General features: G+C 71.5%; 25 protein-coding genes. 11 read left to right on the forward strand and 14 right to left on the reverse strand.

All coding sequences use genetic code 11. The features are described from left to right. Positions 1-84: 84 nt before the first annotated feature. Genes BGM09_RS06525 through BGM09_RS06560 form a run of 8 tightly spaced genes read left to right on the forward strand, consistent with a single transcriptional unit; the run spans position 85 to position 7477 of the window. Entirely contained in the window at positions 85-2226 is a 2142-nt protein-coding gene (locus BGM09_RS06525) for a PQQ-binding-like beta-propeller repeat protein (protein ID WP_188280462.1), read from the forward strand. Positions 2227-2273: 47 nt separating this feature from the next. Continuing rightward, a complete protein-coding gene (locus tag BGM09_RS06530) occupies positions 2274-3266 on the forward strand; it encodes a ThuA domain-containing protein (RefSeq protein ID WP_223186414.1) in 993 nt (330 codons plus the stop codon). A 37-nt stretch (positions 3267-3303) separates the two neighbouring features. Continuing rightward, positions 3304-3459 carry a pyrroloquinoline quinone precursor peptide PqqA gene (locus BGM09_RS06535; RefSeq protein ID WP_188280463.1) on the forward strand — a complete coding sequence of 52 codons (156 nt, stop codon included), beginning with the start codon at positions 3304-3306 and terminating at the stop codon, positions 3457-3459. A gap of 10 nt (positions 3460-3469) precedes the next feature. Then, positions 3470-4369, forward strand: coding sequence for a pyrroloquinoline quinone biosynthesis protein PqqB (gene pqqB, locus BGM09_RS06540; protein WP_188280464.1), 900 nt, complete (start codon positions 3470-3472; stop codon positions 4367-4369). After that, positions 4366-5121 (forward strand): pyrroloquinoline-quinone synthase PqqC, encoded by a 756-nt coding sequence (pqqC, locus tag BGM09_RS06545; RefSeq protein WP_188280465.1) that lies wholly within the window; start codon positions 4366-4368, stop codon positions 5119-5121. The genes pqqB and pqqC overlap by 4 nt, the downstream gene beginning before the upstream one ends. Further along, a complete protein-coding gene (pqqD, locus tag BGM09_RS06550) occupies positions 5118-5420 on the forward strand; it encodes a pyrroloquinoline quinone biosynthesis peptide chaperone PqqD (protein WP_188280466.1) in 303 nt (100 codons plus the stop codon). Before pqqC ends, pqqD begins: the two co-directional genes overlap by 4 nt. Next, complete coding sequence (pqqE, locus tag BGM09_RS06555; protein ID WP_188280467.1) at positions 5417-6571, forward strand: pyrroloquinoline quinone biosynthesis protein PqqE; 1155 nt, start codon at positions 5417-5419, stop codon at positions 6569-6571. The genes pqqD and pqqE overlap by 4 nt, the downstream gene beginning before the upstream one ends. 27 nt (positions 6572-6598) lie before the next feature. Then, positions 6599-7477, forward strand: a complete 879-nt coding sequence (locus tag BGM09_RS06560) for a shikimate dehydrogenase (RefSeq protein WP_188280468.1) — start codon at positions 6599-6601, stop codon at positions 7475-7477. Between the two features lie 119 nt (positions 7478-7596). Here the strand turns inward: BGM09_RS06560 and BGM09_RS06565 are convergent, their stop codons facing one another. The 13 genes from BGM09_RS06565 to BGM09_RS06625 form a co-directional block, all read right to left on the reverse strand. Continuing rightward, positions 7597-8502, reverse strand: a complete 906-nt coding sequence (locus tag BGM09_RS06565) for a neutral zinc metallopeptidase (RefSeq protein WP_188280469.1) — start codon at positions 8500-8502, stop codon at positions 7597-7599. A 123-nt stretch (positions 8503-8625) separates the two neighbouring features. After that, entirely contained in the window at positions 8626-10221 is a 1596-nt protein-coding gene (locus BGM09_RS06570; protein WP_188280470.1) for a phospholipase D family protein, read from the reverse strand. A 215-nt stretch (positions 10222-10436) separates the two neighbouring features. Continuing rightward, complete coding sequence (locus tag BGM09_RS06575; RefSeq protein WP_188280471.1) at positions 10437-11177, reverse strand: alpha/beta fold hydrolase; 741 nt, start codon at positions 11175-11177, stop codon at positions 10437-10439. Continuing rightward, complete coding sequence (locus BGM09_RS06580; protein WP_188280472.1) at positions 11174-12130, reverse strand: DMT family transporter; 957 nt, start codon at positions 12128-12130, stop codon at positions 11174-11176. Before BGM09_RS06580 ends, BGM09_RS06575 begins: the two co-directional genes overlap by 4 nt. Further along, positions 12130-13713, reverse strand: coding sequence for an AMP-binding protein (locus tag BGM09_RS06585; RefSeq protein WP_188280473.1), 1584 nt, complete (start codon positions 13711-13713; stop codon positions 12130-12132). Before BGM09_RS06585 ends, BGM09_RS06580 begins: the two co-directional genes overlap by 1 nt. Beyond that, entirely contained in the window at positions 13710-14423 is a 714-nt protein-coding gene (locus BGM09_RS06590) for a 4'-phosphopantetheinyl transferase family protein (protein ID WP_223186415.1), read from the reverse strand. Before BGM09_RS06590 ends, BGM09_RS06585 begins: the two co-directional genes overlap by 4 nt. Then, entirely contained in the window at positions 14420-15574 is a 1155-nt protein-coding gene (locus tag BGM09_RS06595; protein WP_188280474.1) for an acyl-CoA dehydrogenase family protein, read from the reverse strand. Before BGM09_RS06595 ends, BGM09_RS06590 begins: the two co-directional genes overlap by 4 nt. Then, positions 15567-16781, reverse strand: a complete 1215-nt coding sequence (locus BGM09_RS06600; protein WP_188280475.1) for an acyl-CoA dehydrogenase family protein — start codon at positions 16779-16781, stop codon at positions 15567-15569. The genes BGM09_RS06595 and BGM09_RS06600 overlap by 8 nt, the downstream gene beginning before the upstream one ends. Then, positions 16774-17019: a phosphopantetheine-binding protein gene (locus BGM09_RS06605; RefSeq protein ID WP_188280476.1), complete on the reverse strand. Its 246-nt coding sequence runs from the start codon at positions 17017-17019 to the stop codon at positions 16774-16776. Before BGM09_RS06605 ends, BGM09_RS06600 begins: the two co-directional genes overlap by 8 nt. Positions 17020-17060: 41 nt before the next feature. Beyond that, entirely contained in the window at positions 17061-18257 is a 1197-nt protein-coding gene (locus BGM09_RS38780) for an acyl carrier protein (RefSeq protein WP_188280477.1), read from the reverse strand. Then, the gene (locus tag BGM09_RS06615) at positions 18254-19597 is read right to left on the reverse strand and encodes a KamA family radical SAM protein (protein WP_188280478.1); all 1344 of its coding nucleotides are present in this window, start codon (positions 19595-19597) and stop codon (positions 18254-18256) included. Before BGM09_RS06615 ends, BGM09_RS38780 begins: the two co-directional genes overlap by 4 nt. A 31-nt stretch (positions 19598-19628) precedes the next feature. Next, complete coding sequence (locus BGM09_RS06620) at positions 19629-20903, reverse strand: pyridoxal phosphate-dependent aminotransferase (protein WP_317452569.1); 1275 nt, start codon at positions 20901-20903, stop codon at positions 19629-19631. After that, entirely contained in the window at positions 20900-22510 is a 1611-nt protein-coding gene (locus BGM09_RS06625; protein ID WP_188280479.1) for an AMP-binding protein, read from the reverse strand. The genes BGM09_RS06620 and BGM09_RS06625 overlap by 4 nt, the downstream gene beginning before the upstream one ends. A 637-nt stretch (positions 22511-23147) precedes the next feature. Here BGM09_RS06625 and BGM09_RS06630 point away from each other — a divergent pair. The 3 genes from BGM09_RS06630 to BGM09_RS06640 all read left to right on the forward strand — a co-directional run bounded on the left by BGM09_RS06630 (position 23148) and on the right by BGM09_RS06640 (position 25249). After that, complete coding sequence (locus tag BGM09_RS06630) at positions 23148-23990, forward strand: helix-turn-helix domain-containing protein (RefSeq protein ID WP_188280480.1); 843 nt, start codon at positions 23148-23150, stop codon at positions 23988-23990. A 74-nt stretch (positions 23991-24064) separates the two neighbouring features. Beyond that, positions 24065-24676 (forward strand): dihydrofolate reductase family protein, encoded by a 612-nt coding sequence (locus tag BGM09_RS06635; protein WP_188280481.1) that lies wholly within the window; start codon positions 24065-24067, stop codon positions 24674-24676. A gap of 63 nt (positions 24677-24739) precedes the next feature. Then, positions 24740-25249, forward strand: a complete 510-nt coding sequence (locus BGM09_RS06640) for a pyridoxamine 5'-phosphate oxidase family protein (RefSeq protein ID WP_317452570.1) — start codon at positions 24740-24742, stop codon at positions 25247-25249. A 314-nt stretch (positions 25250-25563) separates the two neighbouring features. Here the strand turns inward: BGM09_RS06640 and BGM09_RS06645 are convergent, their stop codons facing one another. Then, on the reverse strand, positions 25564-26280 hold the full coding sequence (locus tag BGM09_RS06645) for a class I SAM-dependent methyltransferase (protein ID WP_188280482.1): 717 nt from the start codon (positions 26278-26280) through the stop codon (positions 25564-25566). Positions 26281-26457: the final 177 nt, after the last annotated feature.

The following is a 26457-nucleotide window of genomic DNA, read 5'->3' on the forward strand; positions in this document are numbered from 1 at the left end:
CAACCTTCTCCCTCCTCCTAGCGCCTGCTCGCCCCGCCGCCACTGGGGCCGCCCGACGACAGGCACAGTCACGAATGAGGGTTCATGGACAGACGGAGTTTCCTCGCGAGCGCGGCCGGTACCGCCGGTACCGTCGCGCTTCTCAACACCCCCGCGCACGCGGCAGAACCGAGCGGTCTCCCGGCGCACGTGCCGACGCAGTCCCAGAAGCCGGCCCTCGGGGACTTTCCCAAGGCCGGTGGCAATCTGGCCAACCACAACTACTCCGGGCTCAAGCGGATCACACCGGGCAACGTCAAGAAGCTCGGCGGCGCCTGGCACATCAACCTCGAGGACGGCTCGACGAAATCGGCCCAACAGTGCGCCGTCGTCGCCCAGAACGGCGTCCTGTACGTGGCGACCACCCAGCAGAACATCTTCGCCGTCGACGGCCGGACCGGACATGTGCGGTGGAAGACCAACGTCGGTACCGCCACCACCAACATGCGCGGTGTGGCCCTGGGCCAGGGCCTGGCGTTCACCATCTCCGGCTCCAACATCATCTACGCCCTCGACCAGAAGACCGGCGCCGTCAAGTGGACCCGGCAGGTACTCATCGAGGACCAGGGTGATCCGGGCTGCGACCCGGCCAGCGGACAGTGCGGCGGCAGCAAGGGCGGCCTGGCCGGAGCGGTGGTCTACTGGGACGGCCTGATCTACGTCGGCACCCAGGGCAGTACCGCGGGCGCTCGGGGCCGCGGCTACGCCCTCAAGGCGGCCACCGGCGAGGTGGTCTGGACGTTCTTCGGTACGCCGGGGCCCGGTGAGTACGGCCACGACACCTGGGAGGGCGACACCTGGAAGACCGGGGGAGCGGTGTGCTGGATCCACCCCGCCGTCGACCCCGAACTCGGCCTGGTCTACTGGACGTTCGGCAACCCCTATCCCCGCACCGACGGATCGACCCGCGCCGGGGACAATCTCTTCGCCAACTGCCTGGTGGCCATCGACGCCAAAACCGGCAAGCGGCGCTGGCACTTCCAGTCGGTCCACCACGACATCTGGGACTACGACGGTGTGATGTCGCCGGTACTGGCGGACATCGAGGTCAAGGGCCGGACCCGCAAGGTCGTCGTCTACGGCAGCAAGACCGGGATGTACTACATCCTCGACCGGCGAACCGGCGACCCCGTCCACGGAATGGAGGAACGCCCGGTCCCGCAGCACGCGTTGCAGAAGACCTCGCCGACACAGCCCTTCCCCGGCGGAGAGCCCTTCGTGGAGACCGAGCCGCGGCTGGACAAGGCCACCCGCCCGGTGCCGTTCTACCCCACCGGAGGTCTCTTCGAGGCGCACTGGGACCGGGCCACGATCATCTTCCCCGGCGCCGGCGGAGGGGCCGACTGGTCCTCACCCTCCTTCAGCCACCGCACCGGTCTGGTCTACGTCGGCTACGGCCTGATCAACTCCGCCTACTCCAACACCCACGGGGGCCGCGTCAACACCGCGCGCCCGCTGGGCGAGTACTTCGCCGGCGGATACGTCGCCGTCGACCCGCGGACCAACACGGTCGCCTGGCGCCGCGAAGGCGACTGGTCGCTGGCCCACGGCAACGGCATCCTCTCCACCGCGGGCGGCCTGCTCTTCCAGGGCGGCCCGGACGGTGTGCTGACCGCCATGAAGGACACCGACGGCGCCCCCTTGTGGACCTGGCAGTGCGGCGCGGGCGTCAACACCAGCCCGATGACGTACGAGGTCGACGGAGAGCAGTACGTCGCCGTCCTCGCCGGGGGCAACGGACTGCCGTACCCCGACATCCCCAAGGGCGATCACCTGTGGGCCTTCAAGATCGGCGGGAAGGTCGGTCCCGCCGCCGCGCCCGTGCCGCCTTCCCGGCGCAACCAGATCCGTACCGCGCCCGTGACGGGGCAGACCGCCGGTGACACCGTCACGCTCGGGCGCGTCTGGGACAGCTCGAAGAACGCGCCGGGCAGCGCGGAGAGCATGGTCGCGCAGAACGCGATGGCCCCGCAGCACCTGACCGTGCCGAAGGGCACCACCGTCACGTTCACCAACCCCGCCTCGAACGCCGCGGCTCACGGCGCCGTGTCCTTCTTCGAGGGCGAGTTCGACACCGGCCTGCTCATGCCGGGCCAGTCCGCGACACACACCTTCGACACGGTCGGCGAGTTCTTCTACAACGACCCCGTCGCACCGCAGAGCACGGGGAAGATCGTCGTTTCCTAGCGGCCTCGCCACGAACCCCGCTCAGACACAGAGGAGACCTCACGACGATGTCAGGAAAACTCTCGCGCGTCAGACCCCTGCGGCCGCTGTCGGCCGTGCTCACCACACTCGGCATGGCACTCGCCATGGTCGTGGCCCTGATCTCCACCGGCACGCTCAGCGTGGCCCACGACCGGATCGGCGACGGCGCCAAGAACCTGGGCGATCCCGACTACGGGGTGTGCCGGGGCACGAATCCGGACTGCTACCACGACTGGGGCAACTTCAGCCCGGCCAAGGGCTACAAGATCCTTCTCTACACCCGCAGCGCGGGCCCCCGCCACGCCGACCTCGGCCCGGCGCTTGCCGCGGGGATGAACCCGCCGCTCACCGCCGCCAACGTGGTGCAGAACTCCCTCATCACGATGGGCCGGCAGCACGGCTTCGGCGTCGACTACACCGAGGACGTCACCCAACTCGCCTCACCCGCGACCCTGTTCAAGTACAACGCTGTCGTCTTCTTCTCCACCAGCCGGGACGCCCTCGACGACTCGGCCCAGACCTCGCTGCGCCAGTACATCCGCGGCGGTGGCGGATTCGTCGGCATCCACAACGCGTTCGGCACCGAGTACAACTGGCCCTGGTACGAGGGCCTGCTCGGAAACGCGAACTTCTACGACCACGGACCCGAGCAGAGCGGCACGGTCGTCACCACCGACCACAAGGACGTCTCCACCAAGTCCCTTCCCAAGAGGTGGACCTTCTCCGACGAGTGGTACAACCTCATCCCGGCCCCGACCAAGGTGCGCGTCCTGGCCACCGTGGACGAGAGCACCCTGGCCAAGGGCGTGACCGGCAACTACAAGGACCCCGGGATGGGCCGCAACCACCCCGTCGCATGGTGCCAGTACTACGACGGCGGTCGCGCCTGGCTCACCACGCTCGGCCACGACGCCAAGGACTTCTCCACCGACGGATCGTTCCCCGGGGCGGCCGAGTTCCAGAAGCTGATCCTGGGCGGCATCCAGTCGGCCATGGGCCAGGCACCCTTCTGCCGCTGACCAGACAGCGGCCCCACTCCGAAAGGCAGGAATCCCCATGTTCACCTCTACCTCCACCTCGAACCCGACCGAACAGCGGCCCCAGCAGCGGACCGCTCCCGCCCCCGCCACCGACGCCGCCTGGCGGACGCCGAGTTACACCGTCGTCGAGACGGCGCTCGAAGTCACGGGCTACTCGCTGATCACGCGCTGACCACCACGCCATGCTGCTGCACGTTCTCGGTACGGCGGCGGGGGGAGCGGTCCCTCAGTGGAACTGTGCGTGCACCGGATGCTCCGGTGCACGCACCCACCCGCACTGGCGCCGCCGCCACGCCGCCCTCGCCGTCACAGGTCCGGGCGAGGACGGCTGGCTCATGGTCAACGCCACCCCCGACATCACCGATCAGATGGAGGCACACCCGGGCCTTCGCCCCGGACCGGCCGGACCCCGTACGCCGGTCGTCACCATCGTCCTCACCGACGCGGAACTCGACCACACTCTGGGAATCGCCAGGCTCCGCGAAGCGTCCCGCATCGAAATCCATGCGACGGAACCCGTGCGCTGGGCCCTGCGGGAACGGCTGCGGCTGGACTCCGTACTGGCGCCCTACACCGATCTCGTATGGCGCGACCTGCCGTTGACCGGGTCCGGCGCGACCCTGACCCTGTGCGGGACGGACGTCACCGCCGTACCGCTGTCCGACAAACGACCCCGCTACGCGGCGGACGGCGAGGCCGGCGCTCCATGGGTGACCGCGCTGCGCCTGTCCGATCCCGGCGGCGGGGCCACGGCCCTCTACGCTCCTGCCCTGGCCCGCTGGAGCCCGGAATTCGCCACGCAACTCGCCACCTGTGACTGCGTGTTGCTCGACGGCACCTTCTGGGACGACGACGAGCCGGTGCGCGCCGGCTTCTCCGCCCGCACGGCTCGGGGCATGGGGCACCTTCCGATCACCGGGGACGGCGGGACCGCCGAGCGGCTGTCCGGAACGGCCGCCCGGTGCCTCTACACCCACCTCAACAACACGAACCCGCTGGTCGACCCGGACGCGCCACAGCACGAGCAGCTCCGACGGCACGGCCTGGAGGCGGCACAGGACGGAATGGTGATCTCCCTATGACCACGGCATCAACCCAGTCGGCGCCGGTGCCCGTCGCGGACGACCTCGAGGCACGCCTGCGCGACGTCGCCCGGCGCCGGTACCACGACCGCCACCCCTTCAACGTCCGCATGCACGCGGGGTCGCTCACCCGGTCGGAACTGCGCACCTGGGTCGCCAACCGCTTCTACTACCAACGCCACATCCCGATCAAGGACGCCCTGATCGTCTCCCAACTCGACGACCCCGCCATGCGCCGCGCATGGCTGCGCCGCATACAGGACCACGACGGCACGCGGGAGGGAGAAGGCGGCATCGAGCGGTGGCTCCGGCTCGGCGAAGCCGTCGGACTGGACCGCCGCTCGATGGCCGACGGCGACTCGGTCCTGCCGGGAGTGCGGTTCGCCGTCGACGGCTACGTCAACTTCTGCCGCCTGCGACCGGTGCTTGAGGCGGTCGCCTCCTCGCTCACCGAACTGTCCGCGCCCGACCTCATGGTGACCAGAATCGAAGCCTTCACGCGCCACTACCGATGGATCGAGCCCGCCGGGCTCGCCTACTTCCACAGCCGCGTACCCCAAGGACGCCGGGACGGATCCGAGGCCCTGGAGTGGGTCCGGCAGTGGGCACGTACACCCGAAGAACAGGACAGAGCGGTACGCGCGCTGTCCTTCAAGTGCGATGTGCTCTGGTCCCTGCTCACCAGCATCGACCAGGCGGGTTCGCACGAGGCGAGCTTCCACGAGACAGGTTCGTACGAGGTGGCGCGATGACATTGCCCGATCCCGATCCCGATCCCGACCCCGGTGCCGAACCGGACACCTGGCGGCCCCGGCTCGCGCCCGGCGTCGTACTCCACCACGAGGCCAAGCGGGCCAAGGACCTGCTTCTGCTCCCGGAACGCGTCGTCGTCCTCGAAGGCGCCTCGGCGCGGATCATCGCCTTGTGCGACGGAAGCCGCAGCGTACGGACGATCGTGGCGGAACTGCTCGCGCACTACCCCGAAGCGCCCGTCGAGGCCGAGGCCACCGCTTTCCTTCACGACCTGAGGCGAAAGAGGTGGATGCGATGACGACCGGGCCACCCGCCCCCTGGGCGCTCCTCGCCGAACTCACCCATTCCTGCCCGCTCCAGTGCGGCTACTGCTCCAACCCCGTCGAGCTCACTCGGCGTTCCCAGGAGTTGTCCACGGACACCTGGGTGCGGGTCCTGCGCGAAGCCGCCGACCTCGGTGTCGTCCAAACGCACCTGTCCGGAGGAGAACCGCTGCTCCGCCGGGACCTGGACGTCCTGGTCGCCGCGGCCTCGGAAGCCGGCGTCTACACCCAACTCGTCACCAGCGGCCTCGGACTGGACGGCAGCCGTCTGGCGGCGTTGACCGACGCGGGTCTGCGCAGCGTCCAACTGTCCGTCCAGCACTCCGACCAGCGGGCATCCGATCTGATCGCGGGAACCCGGTCCTTCCACGCGAAGGAGCGAGCCGCCGCGGCCGTACGAGAGTCCGGCCTCCCGCTGGGTGTCAACGTCGTCCTGCACCGCCGCAATCTCGACGCGCTGGACGGCCTCATCGAACTCGCCGTCAACTGGGGCGCCGAGCGCGTGGAACTGGCGAACACACAGTTCTACGGATGGGGACTGCTCAACCGCACCGCCCTGATGCCCACCCGCGCGCAACTCGCGACGGCCGCAGCCAGCGTCGAGCGGTGGCGAGAGCGGCTGGCGGGCACGACCGAGATCGTCTGGGTACTGCCGGACTACTTCGAGGGCGTGGCCAAGCGGTGCATGGGCGGATGGGGCTCGGTCTCCCTCACCGTCGCCCCTGACGGCACCGTCCTGCCGTGCCCGGCGGCGGCATCCCTGCCGAACCTGGACCCGCCCAACGTCCGTGATCACCCGCTCGACTGGATCTGGTCCCGGTCTGAAACGTTCAACGTCTACCGAGGCACGGACTGGATGCAAGAGCCCTGCCGCACCTGCCTGCACCGTGACGAAGACCTCGGCGGCTGCCGGTGCCAGGCGCTGGCCCTGACCGGCGACGCGACCCGCGCCGACCCCGCCTGCTCGCTCTCCCCCGACCACGCCGCGCTCAGCACCTTGGCCGTCTCCGGACCGTCTACGGTCACCGGCCCGCTGATACCGAGAAGACCTGGCGGGGCCCGTCCCGCCGCGCCCGTCGCGACCCCGGAAGCGGAGCGGAGCACCGCCCCCATCACGACGGTTTGATCCCACGGGGAAGGAGGACCGGGCGTCATGAAATCGTTCACATACGGGCTGATCGGCTCCGGCATCGCAGCGTCGCTGTCCCCGGTGCTGCACGAATCCGAAGGCGCGCACCACGACATAGCACTGTCCTACGTCCTGATCGAAACCGACGCCCGGACCGCAGACCTGGGACAGGTGATCGCCCACGCCGAAGACAGCGGCTACGCCGGCCTCAACATCACGCATCCCTTCAAACAGGCCGTCCTGTCCGAACTGGACGAACTGTCGGCGGAGGCTGCCGAAATCGGTGCGGTCAATACGGTCGTCCTGCGCGATGGACGCCGCATCGGGCACAACACCGACGTCATCGGCTTCTCACGGAGTTTCCGGCAGGGCCTTCCCGATGTGGCCCGCCACCAGGTCGTGCAACTGGGTGCGGGCGGCGCCGGCGCGGCCGTCGCACAAGCGCTGCTGCGCGCAGACGTCGTGCGACTGCTGCTCCACGACCCCGACCGCGACAGGGCCGCCGACCTTGCCGCTGCCCTGGAGAGAAGATTCGGCGCCGGTCGGGCCGCCTCCATCGGACCGGACACGCTCGCCACCGCTGTCCCCGCGGCGGACGGCCTGGTGAATGCCAGCGCCGTCGGCATGGCCGCACATCCCGGAACGCCTCTCGACGTGACCCTGCTCCAGCCACACCACTGGGTCGCCGACGTGATCTACATGCCCCTGCGCACGCGGCTGCTCCTGGAAGCCGCCGCCCGGGGCCTGCCAACGCTCAACGGCGTCGGCATGTGCGTGTTCCAGGCCGCAGAGGCATTCGCCCTCATCACCGGACTCCGCCCCGACGTCGACCGCATGTCCCGACAGGTCGCGCCATACCTGAGAAGCAGTCGCGCCATCGAGGGTGGTCTCCCGGCCGGGTGATCTTCGGTTGGGGCGCGCACGGAGACAGGGCCTCCGGCGGTACCCGTGAGGTCGGCCGCTCCCCCGATCGGTGCCTGATGTGCGTTCCTGCGGGAAGTCGGCCCGCACTCAGCGCGTCCTCAGGCAAAGGTGTCGCAGGCCCCGAGAGTGCCGGACTTGTAGCCCCTGCTGAACCACTGCTGGCGCTGCGCCGCCGAACCGTGGGTCCAGGTGTCCGGCGTGACCTTGCCCTGGTACTTCTGCTGGATCCGGTCGTCGCCGACAGCGGCGGCCGCGTCCAGGCCCAGATTGATGTCGGCCTGGGTCAGATCGGTGATCAGCGGCTTTCCGCTCTGGGGATCCGGTGTGGTGGTGGCGTGGTGGGCCCAGATCCCGGCATAGCAGTCCGCCTGGAGCTCGAGTTTCACCGAGCCGCTGTTCTCGCCCTGACCGCTGCCGCGGGAGATGGTGCCGCTGAGGTCCTGGATATGGTGCCCGTATTCGTGCGCGATGACGTACGCCTCGGCGAAGGGGCCGCCCTTGGCTCCGTAGGTGCCGCTGAGCTCGTCGAAGAACCCGAGGTCGAGGTAGACCTTGTCGTCGGCGGAGCAGTAGAAGGGGCCGACCTCCGACGTCGCCTCACCGCACCCGGTGTTGACCCTGTCGGTGAACAGCCAGGTCGGGGCCTGGGCGTAGGACTTTCCCGCGGCCGTCTCCGTCTGCTTCCAGAACGCCTGCACGCTGTCGACCACGGCCACGATCCGGCAGTCCTCCTTCTTGTTGGCATCCGCGCCGGTCCGGCACTCCGCCGCCAGGTCACCGGCCGCGGTGCCCTGGGATCCACCGGATCGGGCGGCGCTGCCGGATGTTCCGTCCGAGCTGAGCAGACCCGGGTCGACCCCGAACACCACCGAGGCGATCACGACCAGCAGGCCGATCACCCCACCGCCTACTGTCTTTCCGCCACCGGGTATGCCGCCAAGGGCCCCACCCCGATTGTCCTGAACCTCGGAGGTGTCCAGTGCGGCATCATCGTCGAACTGCATCAGCTGACTCTCCCTCATGGCGCGCCAGTCCGCCTTGCGTCGCCGGGGACGCCTACCCCGCCGAAAGGAACCCACCCCGGCGGGCCCGGCCGCCGTCCTGAGCCCCCGGGCGGCCGGCGGATCTCAGTAGACGTCGTGGCGGCGCAACGCCCGGGGCCGTCCGTCGGGGTCGGCGATCAGCCGCTGGAGCGGTGTGCTCAGCGCGGCTGACGCGCGTGACAGTACGGGGGTGGAGTACGCGCGGAGTCTGCCGGGCGGGCGCGGGCCACGGCGGCCGGCTTCGTACCAGGCGTCCAGTCCGGCCGCCGACCGGGCGAAGGCGTCGAAGGCGGCGACCGGGTCGCAGAGCGCGTCGGGATCGTCGTGGTCGAGGTGCTCGGCGGCCAGTTCCAGGCGCAGATCGCGGGCGAAGGCACGGGCGCGGTCGCCCATGCCGCCGGGATCGCGCGGCTCCCGGGCGTCGTGGGTCTCGTCGATCACCGCGCAGCTCAGCTCGGAGTCGTGGGTCCAGGAGCGGCGGTTGATGTTGTCGGAGCCGACCGCGGCCCATACGTCGTCGATGACGCACACCTTCGCGTGGACGTACACCGGTGTCCCGGCGTGGTTTTCCGGGCTGTAGACCGCGAAGCGCCCGCCGCCCGCCCGGTGCAGTGACCGAAGCGCCTCGATCCGCCCCAGCAGGTTCATCGGCGTGGTCAGCCGGCCCTCCTGGTCCGGATGCGCGGGCACCACCGCGATCATCCGCAACCCCGGACGCACGGTCAGGGCCCGTGCGAAGGCCGATACCACCGGGGCCGACCACAGGTACTGGTCCTCCAGGTAGATCAGCGACCGGGCGCGCGCCAACGCCTTGTCGTAGGCGCGGGCGATGCTGCGTTCTCCTCCCGGCGCGAAGGGGTAGGCGTGCCTGCGCGCCGGATAGGTACGCAGCACTTGCACGGTCCGGGTGCCGCGCGGTTCGGGGTCGGGCGGCTGAGGCGGCAGCGGGTCGGCCACGGTGTCCTCGCGGGTGACCAGGGCACGCAGCCGGTTCAGCGGGCTGCGGCTGAGCGCAGAGGGATCTTCCCAGCGCTCGCGGAAGGTCGCCTCGATCGCGCCGACGGCCGGTCCGCGGACCTCCAGTTGGATGTCGTGCCACGGCGGAGTGGGCCCGTACGGAGCCGACATCGGCACCGCCCGGGTGTCCCCTCCGTGGTCGGCGTCGTCACGGCGGCTGTGGCACAGGTCGATGCCGCCGACGAAGGCCACATCGTGCTCCGGCCGGTCCGGGTGCCGCAGGACGACGAATTTCTGGTGGTGCGCGCCGCCTGGGCGCACCCGCATGTCGAGCAGGCACTCCCCGCCCGCGGCCTCGATCTCCTCGCCGAGATGGCGGTTCTCGCTCTCGCTGAACTGGAGGCGGTCCAGATGCGAGCGCCACACCAGTCCCTTGACGACCACCCCGCGGCGCGCGGCATCGCACAGCACCTCGCCGATCCCGGTCCCCGCCCCCGCCATCAATTCGTCGGGATCGCCCCGCCAGTCGGTGAACATCAGCAGATCACCGGCTCGCTGACCACGTATCGCGGCGAGCAGTGCGCCGAAGTACGCGGCGCCGTGGACCAAGGGGCGTACCTCGTTGCCCCGCGACCAGGCGTGCCCGGTGCCGTCCCGTACGTCGAGCATGGTCGCGTCATTGCCGCGCTCACCGGGGGTGAGCAGCCAGTCGTCGAGCCGCATGGCGTCGCCTCCGATAGGTGTCCCGTCGCACCTACCCCGTCATCCGCCCGACGCGCACAGCCCGCGATGACCCACGTAAGACCGGGGCTTGACCTGGCGGGCAGCACGGTTTGGCTCGTCCCCGGCAATGAGCCGCGGGTGATGAGAACGGGCGTGGTGGCCCCGACCCCGCTCGCGGCCGTTGCCACCAGCGCCGGCGCGGATCGCCCAGCCGATCAGCGTGCCGCGGTGAGACCGTCGATGAACGGCTGGATGTGGCTCAGTAGTTCGTCCTGGTGGGGCGGGGTGAAGACGTCGAAGTGGCCGCAGTCCAGGTCCCGTACGGTGAGGTGGGTGGCGAGCGAGCGCCAGCGGGCGATCTGCGCCTCGCGGTCGGGGCTCGCGCAGGCGAGCAGGAGTGTGGGGGTGTCGCTGCGCTGTCGGACGCGATGGGTCCGCGCGGCGGTGAGATGGGCGGACGCGGTGGAGCGCAGCAGCGCCGGATCGAGGCCCGAGGACAGTCCGTTGACGGAGTGTTCGATGCTGTCGAGCGGGTGGGAGCGCAACAGCGCGTTGTCCGGTTCCAGTTCCGGGTGGCTGTCGATCATGACGACGGCGGGCGGCGGCGCACCCCCGGCGGTCCCTTGGGCCTCGGCTCCGGCTCCGGCTGCGGCCTCCGCGGCCAACTCCCAGGCGAGGACGCCGCCGAGCGACCAGCCGACGAGAAGCGCGGGCGGTCGGGGCAGTGCGTCGAGGAGTTCCCGGTAGGCGGCCGTCATCCGGGGGACGCTCCGCTCCGGGCGCTCACCGGGCAGCAGACCCGCGGCGCGGATGCCGTAGACCCTTCCGTGCCGGGCAAGTCGCCGGGCCAGGCGGAGGTACTGGCCGAGCCCGCCGCCAGCCGGGTGGATCAGTACGGTGTCCAGCGGGCCGCTGCGCCGGCCCAGGGTCATGAGCAGCCCGGAGTCCTCGCTCATCGGCCGGCCCGCTGGGTGACGGCGATGCACACCAGCACCGCGACCGCGGCGACGGCCGCGATCACCGGCGGGCGCTCGCCCAGCATCGGAACCGACCAGATCAAGGTGAGCAGCGGTTGGGACAGCAGGATCTGGCTGGCCCGGGTGATGCCGATGGCCGCGATCCCGCGGTACCACACCAGCGGGCCGAGGAACTGCGCCCCGGCGCCCAGCCAGATCAGGCCGATCAGCGAGCGCGCGGTGGGGTGCGGATGGTCGGCGAGCAGGGCGGCCACCGAGCCGGCGGCCATCAGCGGCAGGCAGATCATCAGGGCCCAGGCGATCACCTGCCAGCCCGGCATGGCTCGGGCCAGCAGCCCGCCCTCGGTGTACGCCGCCGCGGCGACCAGCAGTGACGCGAACAGGTACAGGTCCGCCGCCGAGAACGTCCCGCCGCCCTGCTGGAACGCGAACCCGACAACCACCGCGGCCCCGGTCAGCGCGGCGGCCCAGAACACCGGCGGCGGCCTGACCCCGGTCCGCGCGGTGCCGTAGACGGCGGTGGTCAGCGGCAGGAGTCCGGCGATCACCGCGGCGTGGGTGGAGGTGGCGGTCTGTAGCGCCAGCGTGGTCAGCAGCGGGTATCCGACGATCAACCCGCCCGCCACGGTGGCCAGTCCGGCCCAGTGCGCGCGCCGGGGGAGGGGGACGCGCCGGGCCAGCAGGCAGCCACCCGCGATCACCGCGGCCAGGACGGCGCGCACGGTGGTCACCGTCCACGGGCCCATGCCCTCCAGGGCCCAGGCGGTGGCCGGGAAGGTCAGCGAGAAGACCACCACGCCCGCCACGGCCGGCACGCTTCCCGGCACTCCCGCTCGATCGGCGCCCTCCGGTACGTCCGCCGGTGCGGCGGCTCGCCGACTGGCCTGGCCGGGCTCCACGTTCATGGCGGGGCCTTTCCTCATCGCGCTCATCAGGGGTTCCGCGCCAGCGCTTCGCGTAGCGCCGTACGGTCGATCTTTCCGTTGGTGTTGTAGGGGAAGGAACGACGGACGCTGACGGCCACCGGCACCATATAGGCGGGCAACCGCTCCCGTAGCCCGGCCAGCAGGGTGTCCGGGTCGAGCCGGGCGCCGGACTGCGCGGTACAGGCGGCAGCGAGCCGCTCCTGCCCGGCGGCGCCGTCGAGTGGCAGCACGACCGCCTCGTTGACGCCCGGTACCGCGCGCAACGCCGCCTCGATCTCGCCGAGTTCGACGCGGTAGCCGCGGATCTTGATCTGGTGGTCGAGCCGGCCCAGGTGGACCAGCCCGTCCGGGCTCCGGCGCACCCGGTCCCCGGTGCGGTACCAGAGGTCGTCCGAGGGGGGATCGGCCCGTTCGACGACGGTGGTACGCCCCTGCTCCCGGCGCAGGAAGCGTCCGATGTTGTCCTGGGGGTCGAGATAGCCCGGGAAGCGCTGGACGCCTCGTACGCACAGCTCTCCCTCGTCGGCCTCGTGGCCGTCCTCGTCGACGACCAGGTGTTCCAGGCCGGGATAGAGGGCGCCGATCGGTACGGCGCCGCCCGGCCCGGCGTCGTTGGGCGTGCCGGTGTCTGCGGCGGGCGTCCCGGCGTGCCCGCCCGGTGCGGGCATCCGGAATTCGGTGCAGCTCAGGGTGAGTTCGGTGGGGCCGTAGAGATTCTCCAGCACGCTGTGCGGCGCGGCCCGCTGCCACGCGCTCGCCTGGGCGAGGGTGAGCGTCTCGCCGCAGAACAGGCTCCAGCGCAGTGACGGCATGCTGTCGGGGGCAAGCGCCCGCAGTCGCCGGGCGAAGGAAATGACCGAGGGCACGGAGAACCAGTGGGTCAGCCGCTCGCGGGCGACGAAGCGGGCGGGCGCCAGGACGTCGTCGGGGCCCGGAACCACCAGCGTCGCCCCCGATCCCCAGGCCGCGAAGAGATCGAAGACCGAGAGGTCGAAGGTGAGCTCGAAGGTCTGCGACAGCCGTGCGCCGACGTCCAGTTGGTAGCGGTCGATGACGTGGCTCAGATAGGCGTCGACAGAACGGTGCTGGATCGGGACGCCCTTCGGGGAGCCGGTCGATCCCGAGGTGAACAGGACGTAGCCGATGTCCCGCGGTCCGGGTGCGCCCGCCGCGAGGGCCGACAGTGTGCGGGCGGGCGGGAGGGAGTCGAGGTCGGGAGAGAGCAGCAGGGCGCCCAACTGGGCTGTGGAGTGGTCGGGTTGGGCGAGGACCAGATCGAGCCCCGCCGCCTTGGCGATGGCCGCGTTGCGGGCCGTCGGGAAGGCCGGGTTGAGCGGCACCACGCTCGCGCCCAGCCGCTGGACGGCTAGATAGCCCGCGTAGGCGTGCGGGGTACGGGAGGCCAGCAGCCCGATCCGCCGCGGCGGCCGGCCGGGGTTCGCCGCGTGCAGAGCATCGGCCAATCGGCCCGCCAGAGAGTCGAGTTCGGCGTAGCTCCAGGGTCGGCCGCCGACCTCCAGGGCTACCGCGGCGGGGTGGCGGCGCGCGGTGTCGGCGAACCACTCGTACATGCCGCGCTGTTGAGTCATGGCTGCTCCGCGGGCTCGTGGGGGAACGGGGCCGGTGCGCCGTAGGCGACGCTCAGGGGGAGGGGGGTCCGGTCGCGCAGCGACACCCAGGTGTAGCGGCCCCAACTGCCGGACCGCGCCGCCGGGCGGACCCGGACCTGCCAGGGCCGCCCGGCGAAGCCGCTGCCCTCGGCCTTGACGCATGCCTCCTGGACCGTCCACAGCCAGGCGAATTCGGTGGTCAGGCGGCCGGCCGGCAGCCGGGCCCACTCCTCGGCGCGGCCCTGGGCACAGCGGCGCAGCAGGGCGGGCCGGACCGCCGCCGGGACGTGCTGGACGTCGACGCCGACCGCGCGGTCCAGCGCCGCGCAGACGGCGACGGCCCCCTGGTCGTGGCTGATGCTGATGCCGATCCGGGGACGGCCGGCCAGGACGGGGCGGCCACCGGGCCGGTAGACGACGGGCGCGCCGGCGGCCTCCGGGTACCGAGCCCAGAGCAGGGCACGCAACAGCCTTCGCCCCGCGAGCAGTTCGGCGGCCCGCCACCGTGGAAGGCCGTCGGCCGCGGCCAGATCCTCCCGGGTCGCAGGGGCGTACGGCGCGGGCTCCTGGTGGGGGGCGAACCACTCCTCGCCGTGGAGGGCGACCCGCCTCTGGTGGAGGGCGACCCAGATGCCCGGGGCGGCTTCGAGCAGCAGGCCCGGCTCCGTGACCGACGGCGGTACGGTCATGGCGTCAACCCGTCCAATACGGCGTCCAGACGCTCGGCGACGATGTCCAGGGTCACCTCGGTAGGGCCGCCGCCGATGCCGAAGACCGCCGCCTCGGCGCGCAGCGCCTGCGCCCCGCCCCGCGCGAAGCCGTCGGCGCCCTGCAACCGAGCGCACTCGGCGAGCACATGGTCCACCGTCGCCCCCGACGCGGCCTTGAGGACGGCTGCCGCGGTGCCGTCCCGCTGGTCGGCGATCCGGTCCCGCAGGTGCATCCACAGGGCGTGCAGTCCGGCGACGCGGACCGCGCACTCGGCCAGGCGCTGGCGGACGCCGGACCGCCGGCGCAGCGCGGTGTCCTCGACGATGCGGCTGCTCAGCCGCCGGTCGGTGTCGGCGATGATCCTGCGGCACAGTTCGATCGCCCAGCCCGCGGAGGCCAGCCGCTCCACCGCGATGTGCTGGGCGAAGGCCGCCATTCCGCGGCCCTGCCGCCCCACCAGGTGGTCCGGCGTCAACCGGACGTCGCAGAAGCGGAGATGGCCGACCCCGGAGCCGGCGAACAGCTCGGTGTCCGCGGGCTCGGCCGTGACCCCCGGAGTGTCCAGGGGCACCAGGACCCAGGTGAAGTTGGTGAAGTGCCGTCCGGGCGAGCGGCGGGCCAGGACCAGGGCGTCGCCGGCGGTGGTCGCCGAGGTCACCCAGCGCTTGGCGCCGTCGAGCACCAGCCCTTCGGGCCGCGTGCGGACCGTGGTGGTGAGCGCCGCCAGGTCGGAGCCCGCGCCCTCGTCCGTGGCGGCCAGGGCGAGCAGCCGCTCGCCGCGCATTGTGGCCTCCAGGCACGCGGCGGTCGTCTTCGAGCGGGAGCCCTCGGCGAGCAGCGGCACCGCCGTCGCCAGGTGGACGCAGAGCGAGAGCACCGGGCCCGGCGCCCCCTCGGCGTCGGCGGCGGCCAGCAGTTCCCTGAGGACGAGCGGGTCGAGCCGGCCAGGTGCGGGGTGCGGGTAGAGCCGCCGGAACTCCCCGGCGTCCGCGAGCTTCTTGAGGAGCCGGTGGACGCGGGCCGGGGGAAGAACGGCCGGGGGATCGGGGTCCGGGGAATCGCGGGCTGGGGGATCGGGGACCGGGGGCACGGCTCCGGCGGGAACAGCGGTGGCGCGGGCGTCAGGCAAAGGACACCCCCGCGTCGAGCAGGGCGAGGACGCCGTCCGCCTGGTGGAGACGGTCGTTGCTGTAGTTGAGCGGTGCGGAGCGCAGATCGCGCAGCGCCTTCTCCAGTCGGGTCGGCGAGTTCCTGAGATAGCCGTGCCGCAGCCCGACGGCGTCGATCAGGTCTTCCACGGCGCGATGGCACTCCTCGGAGGCGGTCAGCTTGAGGCTGTTGATCAGCAACTGGTTGCGGGGCAGCGAGACATCGGTGCCGCCCTCGCCGGCCGCGGTGACCACGGCGGCGGTGTGGCGGAGCAGCGCGTGGACGGTGTCCAGTCGCTGCCGGGCCCGGGAGAGCCGGCTCAGCAGCAGCTCCGACTCGAGCCGCCCGTCCTTGCCGTCCTTGCCCCGAGCGGACTCCCGCAGCATCCGTAGCACCCGGGACAGCGCCCCCGCGGCCGTACCGAGCCAGCAGGCCGACCAGCCCAGGTGCGCCAGCGGGCCGAGGGTCTGCAACACCACCGCGCGGAACTCGCCGTGCTCGCCGACGACTTGGTGCCCCGGGATGCTGCCGGTCAACCGCAGGGCCACGCTGTGGCTGGCCCGCATCCCGAGCGGGTCCCATTCCCCGGAGGCGGTGATCTCCAGTTGGTCGCGGCGGGCGAAGACCAGGGAGACCGCGTCGGCGGAGGTCGCCTCGGGGGCGCGCATGCTGATCAGGAAGCCGTCGGCGTACGCCCCGCCGGTCACGATCGGCGCGAACCGGTCGAGTTCCAGGTGTCCGGACTGCGCTTCGTCCGCGGAGAGTTGGGCGCCCGCGGTGAGCAGGTGGCCGCCCTTGCCCGGTTCCGTGGTCACCGACGCCAGGTACATCCGCCCGGCCGCGATCTCCGGCAGCAGCTCCTCGGCGAGCGGCGGGGCGGCGTGGGTGACCACGCAGGCCACCTGCTGGCAGTGCATCGCGAAGATCAGAGCCGCGGACAGGTCGGTGCGGCCCATCGCGATGCTCACGTCCAGCAGTTCGTCCAGGGTGCCGCCCAGACCGCCGTACTCGGTGGGGACCATCAGCCCGAGCAGGCCGCCGGTCCGCAGCTCATCGAGCACCGCGACGGGGAACTCGGCCGCCGCGTCCGTCTGCTGGGCGTACTTCTCGGCCACCGCGCGGGCCTGATCGGTCTGCTGGGCGAAGCGGCCGCCGGCCGCCGGGCGGGGGCGCGCGAACTCAGACATCGGCGCCGCCGTCCTGAGCCGCGACGGCCGACCACAGCGCGCCGGCCGTGCTGAAGGTCTTCTCGACCAGCGCCTCGTCGGGCAGCTCGACGCCCAGCTCGTCCTCCAGGGCGAGCAGCAGTTCGATCGACTGCATGGAGGTCAGCCCGGCCTCCCGCAGCCGGGTGTCGGGGGTGATCGGCCGGTCGGCCAGGTGGGGGAGGAAAGGCCGGAGTATCCCGGTGAAGCGTTCGTCCATCACGGCGCAGGCACCCTTCTCGGTCGGTGTGGACGTCGGGCTCACCCGGCGCCGCCATTGAGCCGTCGCTCGACCAGTTCGCACAGGTCGACGATGCGGTGCAGTCGTTCGGGGAGGAGGTCCCCCGGGCCGAACTCGATGGCGAAGTCCTCCTCCAGGCGGTCGACGATCTCCAGCATCCGCAGGGAGTTGAAGGCGGGGAGTCCGGCCAGGTCGATGTCGGGCGCGGGCACCTCCCGGATGCCGAGAACCCGCCCGACGATCCCGGTCACCGTCGAGGCGACCTGCTCGGGGGAAGGCCGACCACCGCCGGCCGCCCCGACGGCGTTGGCCGCCCCGACATCGCCGGCTCCCCGGTCGCCGCCGGAGAGCACCTCCGGGTCGGCGCGCAGGAGTTCGGCCGCCCGCGCCAGCAGATCGGGTGGCTCCGCCCGGCCCCGTGCGACGCGGCGGGAGGTCAGATACGTGTACTCGACCAACCCGTCCCAGCGGGCGAGGTGCTCCTCGACGGGCTGCGGTGTCCCCGCGGTCCACTGGGCCAGATACGCCGCACGCAGCCGGCGTGACCGGGCCAGCAGCCAGGTCTCCATGGTGAACTGATCCAGCGCCGGTCCACGGTCCGGATGCTCGGCGTAGGGACGGAGGTAGGCGTCGGCCTCGGCGGACGATACCCGCACCTCCTCCTGCGACGGACCGAGACGGGTGGGACGCGGCGGCGTGGGGGCCAGAGGCGTGGGGTCGAACCGGAAGGCCCGGACCGGGCCGGTGTCCAGGACCGCCGCCAGCTCCTCCCGTTCCAGGCGCAGCCGCGTCGGGCGGGCCGCGCCCCACGGAGTGTCGTTGTGGTACGCGTCGGTCACCGCCAGAGCGCCGTCGCCGTCGGGTTCGGCCAGGAAGCTGTGCTCGATGTGGCGCTGCCCGTGGTAGGGCACCCAGGGCAGGTGGTAGGCGTCCGCGACCACCCACGCCGTCTCCCGCAGCGATCGCGCCCAGTCGCCGTCGGCGCCGGGCCACTTCTGCGCGAGGGCGAGGCCGAGGAGATCCGCGGCGTCGGCCAACGCCTCGTCAAGGGAGGGCTCGACGGTGGGCAGGCCGTACGGACCGGGGCGGGTGCGCAGGCGCAGCGCGGCGCCCAGCCGCAGGTGGGTCCCGGGCCCGTGGTAACGGTCGGCCAGCACCGCGAGGTTGCTCTGGAAGCAGTCCAGCAGTTCGGCTCGGATCGCCGGGGCCGCGGTCACAGCGACTCCTGCGCCGCGTCGTCGACGTCGAAGGGGAACCGGTCGGCGAAGGCGGGTTTGAGGTCGGCGAGCCAGATCGCCGCGGGGTCGTACGCGGCGTAGAACGGCCGGCCGACCAGGGCCGGATCGCGGGCCTGGATCATGTGCAGGGCGAAGACCTTCTGGCCGAGGAGTTCGACCACCCCGTCCACGCAGACTTTGCCCGCGGTGGCCGACATGGACGGCCCCCGTACGGTCCGGGCGAGGCCGGAGACCGAGGCGTAGGCGTCCCGGAAGATGTCGTAGGCCCGAGCCAGCGGGACCGCGAAGTAGTCGACCGGACCGGTGTCCCGTTCCACGAACATGTAGTATGGAACCATCCCGAGCCGCACCTGGGCGCGCCACATCGACTCCCACACCCGCGGGTCGTCGTTGATCGAGCGGATCAGCGGAGACTGGGTGCGGATCACCGCCCCCGTGCCGCGCAGTCTGGCCACCGCCTGCGCCACCACCGGCGGTTCCAGCTCGCGCGGGTGGGAGAAGTGGGCCATCAGCGCCAGGTTCTTGCCCGCCGCCACGACCTCCTCGAACAGCCGCAGCAGATCGTCGGCGTCCGGATCGGTGAGGAACTTCCGCGGCCAGAACGACAGGGCCTTGGTGCCCATCCGGATGGACTCGATCTGGTCCAGCGCGAGCAGCGGCTCGACGTAGCGCCTCAGCACCGCGGCGCTGGGGATCATCGAATCGCCGCCGGTGAAGAGCACGTTGGTGATCTGCGGGTGCGCGCGCAGGTAGTTCACCAGGACCAGTTCGTCGCTGTCGGCCGCCATCCGCAGCTCCGGCTCGCCGACGAACTGCGCCCAGCGGAAGCAGTAGGTGCAGTAGGCATGGCAGGTCTGGCCCTGGCGGGGGAAGAACAGCAGCGTCTCGCGGTACTTGTGCTGGATTCCGGCCAGCTGCTGACCGTCCACCACCGGCTGGTTGAGCTCCACCTGGCCGGCGGGGTGCGGGTTCAGCCGCATCCGCACCTGGTGGGCGATCGTCTGGATCTGCCGGCGTGGCGCCCCGCTGCGCAGCAGGTCCGCGATCCTGGCCACGTCCTCGGCCGGCAGCATGTCCTCCTGCGGGAAGACCAGGCGGTAGATCGGGTCGTCGGGGGCCGCGGACCAGTCGATCAGCTCGTCCACGACGTGGTCGTTGACCCGGAAGGGCAGCACTTCGGCCACCGCCCGCACGCCCAGGCGCTGGTCGGGGCTCAGGCCGGCGCGGGCGGTCAGGTCGTCCAGGTGTCTTGAGGTGACGGCGTGGAACCGGGGCGGGCTGTCCGGGGCGGGCGGAACGCTTGCGTTGCTCGGGAGCACCGTGCGGTCATTCCTTCCGGTCGGGGGCGGCTCAGCCGCAGAGCTTGCCGAACCCCTCTTCGATCGCGGCCAGCAGCCGCGAGACATGGGGCAGTACGAGCGGATCGGGGCTGTGCAGGGCTGCGGACTGCTCCTCGGGAGTCGCGCCGTAGAGCATGCTGGTGGCCGCCCGGAAGCGGAGTGCTCCCGGTTCGTCGCCGTGGTGGTGGCCGCCGAGGACGGCGATGCCGTGCACGTCGAGCAGGCGGTCCTGGAGGGTGGCGGAGTCGGTGACGCCCCGGGCTGCCAGGGCCTCCCGGCGCGGTTCGAAGTCCGGGTAGACGTAGAAGCCGGCATCGGGTCTGCGGCACTCGGCGCCGGCCGCGCGGACGATCCGGTGGACGGCACCGGCCAGCGCTCCGTGCAGCCGGGCGGCCTCGGCCAGGTGGGCACGGAGTTCGGGGGGTTCGGCGAACGCGTAGGCGGCCACCTCCTGCATCGGACCGGCCAGGGTGGACCAGACCTCGCTGGCGAAGGAGGCCACCGCGTCGCGCAGCCCCGTCCCCCAGTCGCCCTCGGGGAACCGGGCCGCGCCGATCCGCCAGCCGCCCAGGGCCAGGTTCTTGCTCAGCCCGGTGGTCACCACCGTGCGCTCAGGAGCGACCTCGGCCGGACTGAGGAAGGGCTGCCGCGGATCGTGCAGGAGGTCGCGGTAGATCTCGTCCGAGACGATCAGCAGGTCCTCCTCCCGGGCGATCGCGCACAGTTCGCGGATCAGCGCGGAGGACGCCGTCGTCCCGGTGGGGTTGTCCGGCAGTGCCAGCACCAGGATGCGCGGGTCCCGGCCGTCCTCGCGCGCCCGCGCGATGGTCCGGGTCAGGGCCGACGGTTCCGGCACCCCGCCGCAGTCGGCGGGGATCGGCACCTGGAAGACCGCCTTCCCGGCCAGCAGCGCCTGCGGGGGATACGTGTTCCAGCAGGGGCGCGGCAGCAGGGTGTCGCCCCGGACGGTCATCTGCACCGCCGCGAGCAGGGGCTTGCTGCCGGGGGCGAGCACCACCTGGTCCGGTTCGGTCGGCACGCGGCGGCGGGTGAAGTACCCGGCCACCGCCCGCCGGGCCGCGAGGTCGCCGCGGACCGGGCCGTAGGCGTTGCGGCCCGCGCCCGCGGCCAACCGCTCGATCAGCGGCGGGAACACCGGTAGCCGTGACTCGCCGAATCCCAGGTGCACCACGGTGTCGCCGCGCCGCCGGCGCTCCCGGACCTGCTCGTCCAGCGCCAGGTTGGGCGATATCCCGCGCGCGCCGGTCAGTTCGATACGCGTCACCCCGTCCGCTCCTTTCCGGGCAGCACCAGTGCCAGCAACCGTGCCCGGTCGACCTTGCCGTTGGGGTTGAGCGGCAGGCGGTCGACGGCTCTCAGCTCGTCGGGGACCATGTAGTCGGGCAGTTCCTTCCCGCAGAACTCCCGTAACTGAACGGGGTCCCAGTCGGCGGCGGGCTCCGGTACGACGAAGGCGGTCAGCACGGGATCGGCCGTGTCCCCGGCGCGCGGCACCACCAGCACGGTGGCGGCCTCCACCGAGGGGAACGCGCGCAGCCGGTGCTCCACCGCCCCCAACTCCACGCGGTTGCCGCGGATCTTCACCATCGAGTCGACCCGGCCGTGGAAGTACAGTTCGCCGTCGGCTCCGCGGGAGGCGAGATCGCCCGAGCGGTAGACGAGCTGGCCGGACCGCGGTTCGAGCGGATCGGCCACCAGGACGGCGCGGGTGGCCGCAGGATCGTTCCAGTAGCCGGTGAACAGCGCGGGACTGCGCAGGTGGATCTCACCGACGGCCCCCGGCTCGTCCACGGGCCGGCCCTCGTCGTCGATCAGCAGGATCTCGGCTCCCGCGTGCGGCCGCCCGATGGAGAGGTCCGCCTGGTCCGCCGGGAGCGGGTCGGGGATGTCGGAGAACGTGCAGGCGATGGACTCGGTGCTGCCGAAGCAGTTGACGATCCGCACCCCGGGCAACCCGCCGCGCAGCAGCCGCAGATCCTCCAGCGGGAAGCGCTCGCCGGAGAAGAGGATGCCCCGCACCGCGCCGAGTTCGGACAGCCGCGCCGGCTCGTGGCGCAGCAGCGGCCGCCAGATCGAGGGGACGCCGTTGACCTGGGTGGCCCCGGCCTCGCGCAGGAAGCGGGCGAAGCGACGCGGCCAGCGCAGCAGTCCGCGCGGCACCGGTACGAGCGTCGCCCCGCTTCCCAGCGCGAGCCCGGCGTCCAGCAGGGAGAAGTCGAACTGGAAGGGCGAGGTGCTGGCGACGCGGTCCTCGGCGGTGACGATGTCATGCCGCAACATCCCCCGGCAGAAGGCCAGATACCCGCGGTGGCTCATCACCACGCCCTTGGGGGTGCCCGTGGAGCCGGAGGTGAAGACGACGTAGGCGGGGTCGGTGGAGACGGCGCCGGTGCGGTGATGGGCACGCCGGGCCGGCGCGCGCTCGATCACCAGCCCCTCGGGGCCGAAGCGGCCGGTGCCGGTGGACGCCGGCAGACCCGGCGGTTCCTCGCCGCCGGCCCGCAGATACAGCGCCGGTCCGGTCATGCCGACGATCGTGAGCCGGCGGCCCACAGGCGACTGCGGGCTCAGCGGGAGAAAGGTCGCGCCGAGAGCGGAACACGCCATCAGCAACGTGAGGACGGCGGCACTGCTGTCCGACTCCAGCGCCACGCGGTCGCCGACTCCGATTCCGAGGCCGGCGAGTTCTTCGGTCCTGGCGGCGGTGTGTGCCGCCAACTCCCGATAGGTGACCGTGTGAAAACCTCCGTCGGGGGCGCTTTCGACCACCGCGGGTCTGGTGGGGACGGCTTCGCTCGCACCGAGCAGGAACTCGTGCAGAAACTCAGGAGCGTGGCGATGCCACGGGGAAAACGAACCTGTGGTGGCCATGTTCTCCTCCGAGAGAATCGGCGGGGTGGCCTGGGCACAGGGGACAGTACTACGGAATCCATGCGAGTGAACCCATGAGTCCCAGCCCCGCTGCCGTGTTCTCCACGGCGGCTCCGGTGCACGTCAGCGCGGTGCGGGCGTTGGACGGGGGCGCTTCCGGGGGGCCGATTCCTGGACCCGGCATCGTTGTCATTCGCTGGTCGCGAGGGGGTTCACCCGGCGTTTCGCATTCTTCCGCGCCGCGGGACGCGGAGGTGGCCGATTCTGTGCCGTGGCGAATTTCGGCCTTCTTTTATTTCCGGCCAACCGGGACTCTCGGCGGCGGCCGGAGCGAAGTGGAGAAGAAATGTCAAGGGCCACTGGCTGCTCATCCGGTCGTTGTTCCGGGTATGCCCCCAGGTCTTTTCGTTTTCACTCATAAATATTTCGCCGTCGCCTCACAAGATCGTGCATGGTTGCCGGGAGGACGCGTTGGGCTGAGAGCTTGGCGTATTGGTCATGCTCGAACGCGGGCTGCTTTCACAATCGGACTATCTCACCGGGGTCCGATAGCAAGCCGCTCGGGCAACTCGCTCGGCGCCACCCGACACTACGGTGGAGATGACCGCGACGTTGCCGCACTCCGGCAGGTGAACTCATGGAATACATCGGCCGGGTGCCCGGACCACCGCTCGACCGGTTCATCGACGACATCTACTGCCTGACCGGCGTGCCGCGCCATCGGCGGGTAGCCGTACCACCGATGCCGTCGGCTCACCTGTTCCTCCACCTCGGCGATCCCGTCCGGTTGTGGGACTCCGATCCTTCGGTGCCGCCTGCCGTCTTCACCGATGGCTGGTTCATGGGCGTGTGGACCAGGCGTTTCCTGGTCGACTACCCGGAACGGGTACGACTGGTCGGGGTGCACTTCAAGCCGTGGGGGATGGCGCCCTTCATCGGTGTGCCGGCCGGTGAGCTGCGCAATCTGTGGGTGCCGGTCGACGCGGTGTGGCGCCGCTCAATGGGCCGGATCCGCGATCGGGCCGGTGCCGCCGCGTCGGTCGCCGAGACCTTGCGGGTGGTGGAGGCCGAGCTGCGGTCGCGGCTCGCCGAGTCCCCGCCGCGCGGCCTCGACCTGGTCCGGCACGCGGGCGGGCGGCTGGAGACGTCGTACGGAGCGATCCCGGTCGGAGCGCTGGCCGACGACGCCGGGGTGAGCGGCAATCACCTGGCGGCGCAGTTCAAGGCGCACGTCGGCGTGACCCCGAAACGGGTGGCGCGGATCTACCGCTTCGCGCGCCTGATCGTGTCCGTGGACGCCCGTCGGCCGGTGGACTGGTCGGACCTCGCCCAGAGCGCGGGCTACTTCGACCGGGCTCATTTCACCAGGGAATTCAAGGACTTCACCGGTCTCACCCCGACGCAGTATCTGGACCTGCGGCGCCGCTTCCCCGCCCGGCCGGACTTTCCACCGGACAGCGGTCCGATGCCCGCCGATTGATTTCTTACATGCGCCCTCCCCCTCCCACGCGTCAAGATCGGGAAGAGGCGCAACAGACTCCGAGGAGAACCCCCGTGGGCACCGTGATCATGCACAACGTAGTGTCGGTGGACGGCTTCATCGCCGACAGCAACGACGAGGTCGGGCCGCTGCACGAGTGGTACTTCAGCGGGGACACCCCGATCACCCCGGCCGACGACCAGCAGTACGACCACTCCGCGACCGGCACCGCCTTCCGGGTCTCGCCCGTCTCGGCGGCGTACGTACGGTCGATGTGGGAGGCGATCGGTGTGATCGTCATGGGCCGCACCCTGTTCGACCTGGTGAACGGGTGGGAGGGTCACCCGCCCGCGGGCGATCACGTGGTCGTGGTGTCAAACCGGCCCAAGCCCGAGGGATGGCACCCGGAAGCCTCCTACCACTTCGTCGGCGACGTCACGGCCGCGATCGACAAGGCCCGGGAACTGGCCGGAGACCGGACGATCGCCGTCAACGCCGGTGAGGTCGGCGCCCAGATCCTCGCGGCGGGCCTCGTGGACGAGGTGGCGATGGACGTGGTGCCGGTCGTGTTCGGGTCGGGCAAGCGCTTCTTCGGCGGGATCGAGGGGCAAGTGCTGCTACGGGACCCGCATGTGGTCATCCAGGGCGAGCGGGTACTGCACCTGCGGTACAAAGTCGCCCGCTAGGGTCTGTCCCGGTGGGCCCCGATGGACATGCGGAAATCCGTACGACCCGTGAGGACTCCTGTGGTGAAAGAGCACGTTGTGTCGGACGACGGCCTGGTGGCCCACGCGCGGGCCGTCATCGACGCCAACCTCTACCTGACGCTGGGCACGGCCGACGCCGACGGCCACCCCTGGACCTCACCCGTCTACTTCGCCCCGGCAGGCGACAGGGACTTCTGCTGGATGTCGGAGACCGACTCCCGGCACTCCCGCAATCTCGCCGTGCGCCCGCAGGTCAGTCTTGTCGTCTTCGACTCCACCGTCGCGCCGTACCACGGCCGCGCCCTGTACGCGGTCGGCGAGGCACGCGAACTGTCGGGCACCGAGGTCGACCGCGCGCTGGAGGCGTACCCCCGCCCCGGCGGGTCCGGCACCACTCCCTTCACCCGCGACGAGGTGACCGCCCCCTCCCCGTACCGCCTCTACCGGGCAACGGCCTCCCGGCTCTGGGTCCTGTGCCCCCGCGACCCCGCCCAGCCCTGCCCGCTCCACGGAATCGCCACCGACCACAGGGCCATCGTCCCGACCACATGACCGCGCATCCGGCGCTATGCCATACCGACCATGGTCTCTGCCGATGGCCGGTCAGGGAAGCTCTCAGCCCGCCAGCAGGACGCGCTGCGGCGAGCGTGTGGAGGCTGGGGAGGTCGTCCTGGCTGACGGCGGGCGGGGTTGTTGATCAGGATGGCCTCGGTGGTCTGCCAGAGCTGGGGCAGGAACCGGGTGCCCTGTTCGGCCCGGTCGAGGAGATCGCAGGGGTCACAGAACTCGTTCCGATGGGGCCGGAGATTCATAGCCAAGCTCCCTCGCCTCCTGCAGCGGCCTACCGCGGGTCCTGCGTACGGTGTTCACGCCTCCCCGTCGTTGGTGTCCCGGTCGCTGTGGGCGAGGCGCTCGCTCTGGTGGCCTGGCCCGTCGGCTCCGCAGGGTCGGAAGCGGGCGAGGTATGCCGGGCTTGGACCGCGGCGCTCGGTCAGGTGGAGGCCGGCGGCGTCGGCGAGCCGGTGCAGTCGGCCGAGGGGGATCCAGTGCCGGTCGAAGAATTCGCCGATCACCAGCCGCCCGCCTGGTGCCAGCACCCGTGCCGCCTCGCGCAGTACCCGATCCGGCTCGGGGATCTCGCCGAGCGCGGTCACGGCGTATACGGCGTCGAATGTCCCGTCGGCGTAGGGCAGTTCACGCGCGTCCGAGCGGGTGGGCCTGATCGTCGCCAGGCCGTCGCGCCCGGCGCGGCACATCACGTGGTCGAGCATCTCCTGCTGGATGTCGAGCACATCGAGCCGTCCCTCCGGCCCGAGCTGCGGGGCGACGTGCAGCGACTGAAGGCCGGTCCCCGGGCCGATCTCCAGCATCCGTTCCCCCGGCCGCGGTTGCAGTACGGCGTCCATCCGGTCGGCTGTCAGGAACGGCAACGGCACGTCGAGGAGGCCGCGTTGGGCGTACGGATAGGGCGCCGTGTCGCCCAGCCACCAGGCGGCGGTCAACGCGGCGCCGACGCCGGCGGCGACCGCCCAGCGGGTCCGGGCCGGGATCGGGGCGATGGGGGCCGTAGCGATGAGGTGCATGCTGTTCTCCGGTGGATCGATTCGGTTCGTGATCGTCGTTCGTGGTGTGCGGTAGGGCGGTCGGCGTCACGCGCGCCGGCCGAGCGCCCGCAGCGCCAGCCGGCCGCACAACGCGGCGAGCGGCAGCTCGGCACCGAGCGCCATGGCGACCGCGGTGGCGAAGTCGCCGCCCGGGGC

The organism is Streptomyces sp. CBMA29 (assembly GCF_014596445.1).
GTDB lineage: Bacteria > Actinomycetota > Actinomycetes > Streptomycetales > Streptomycetaceae > Actinacidiphila.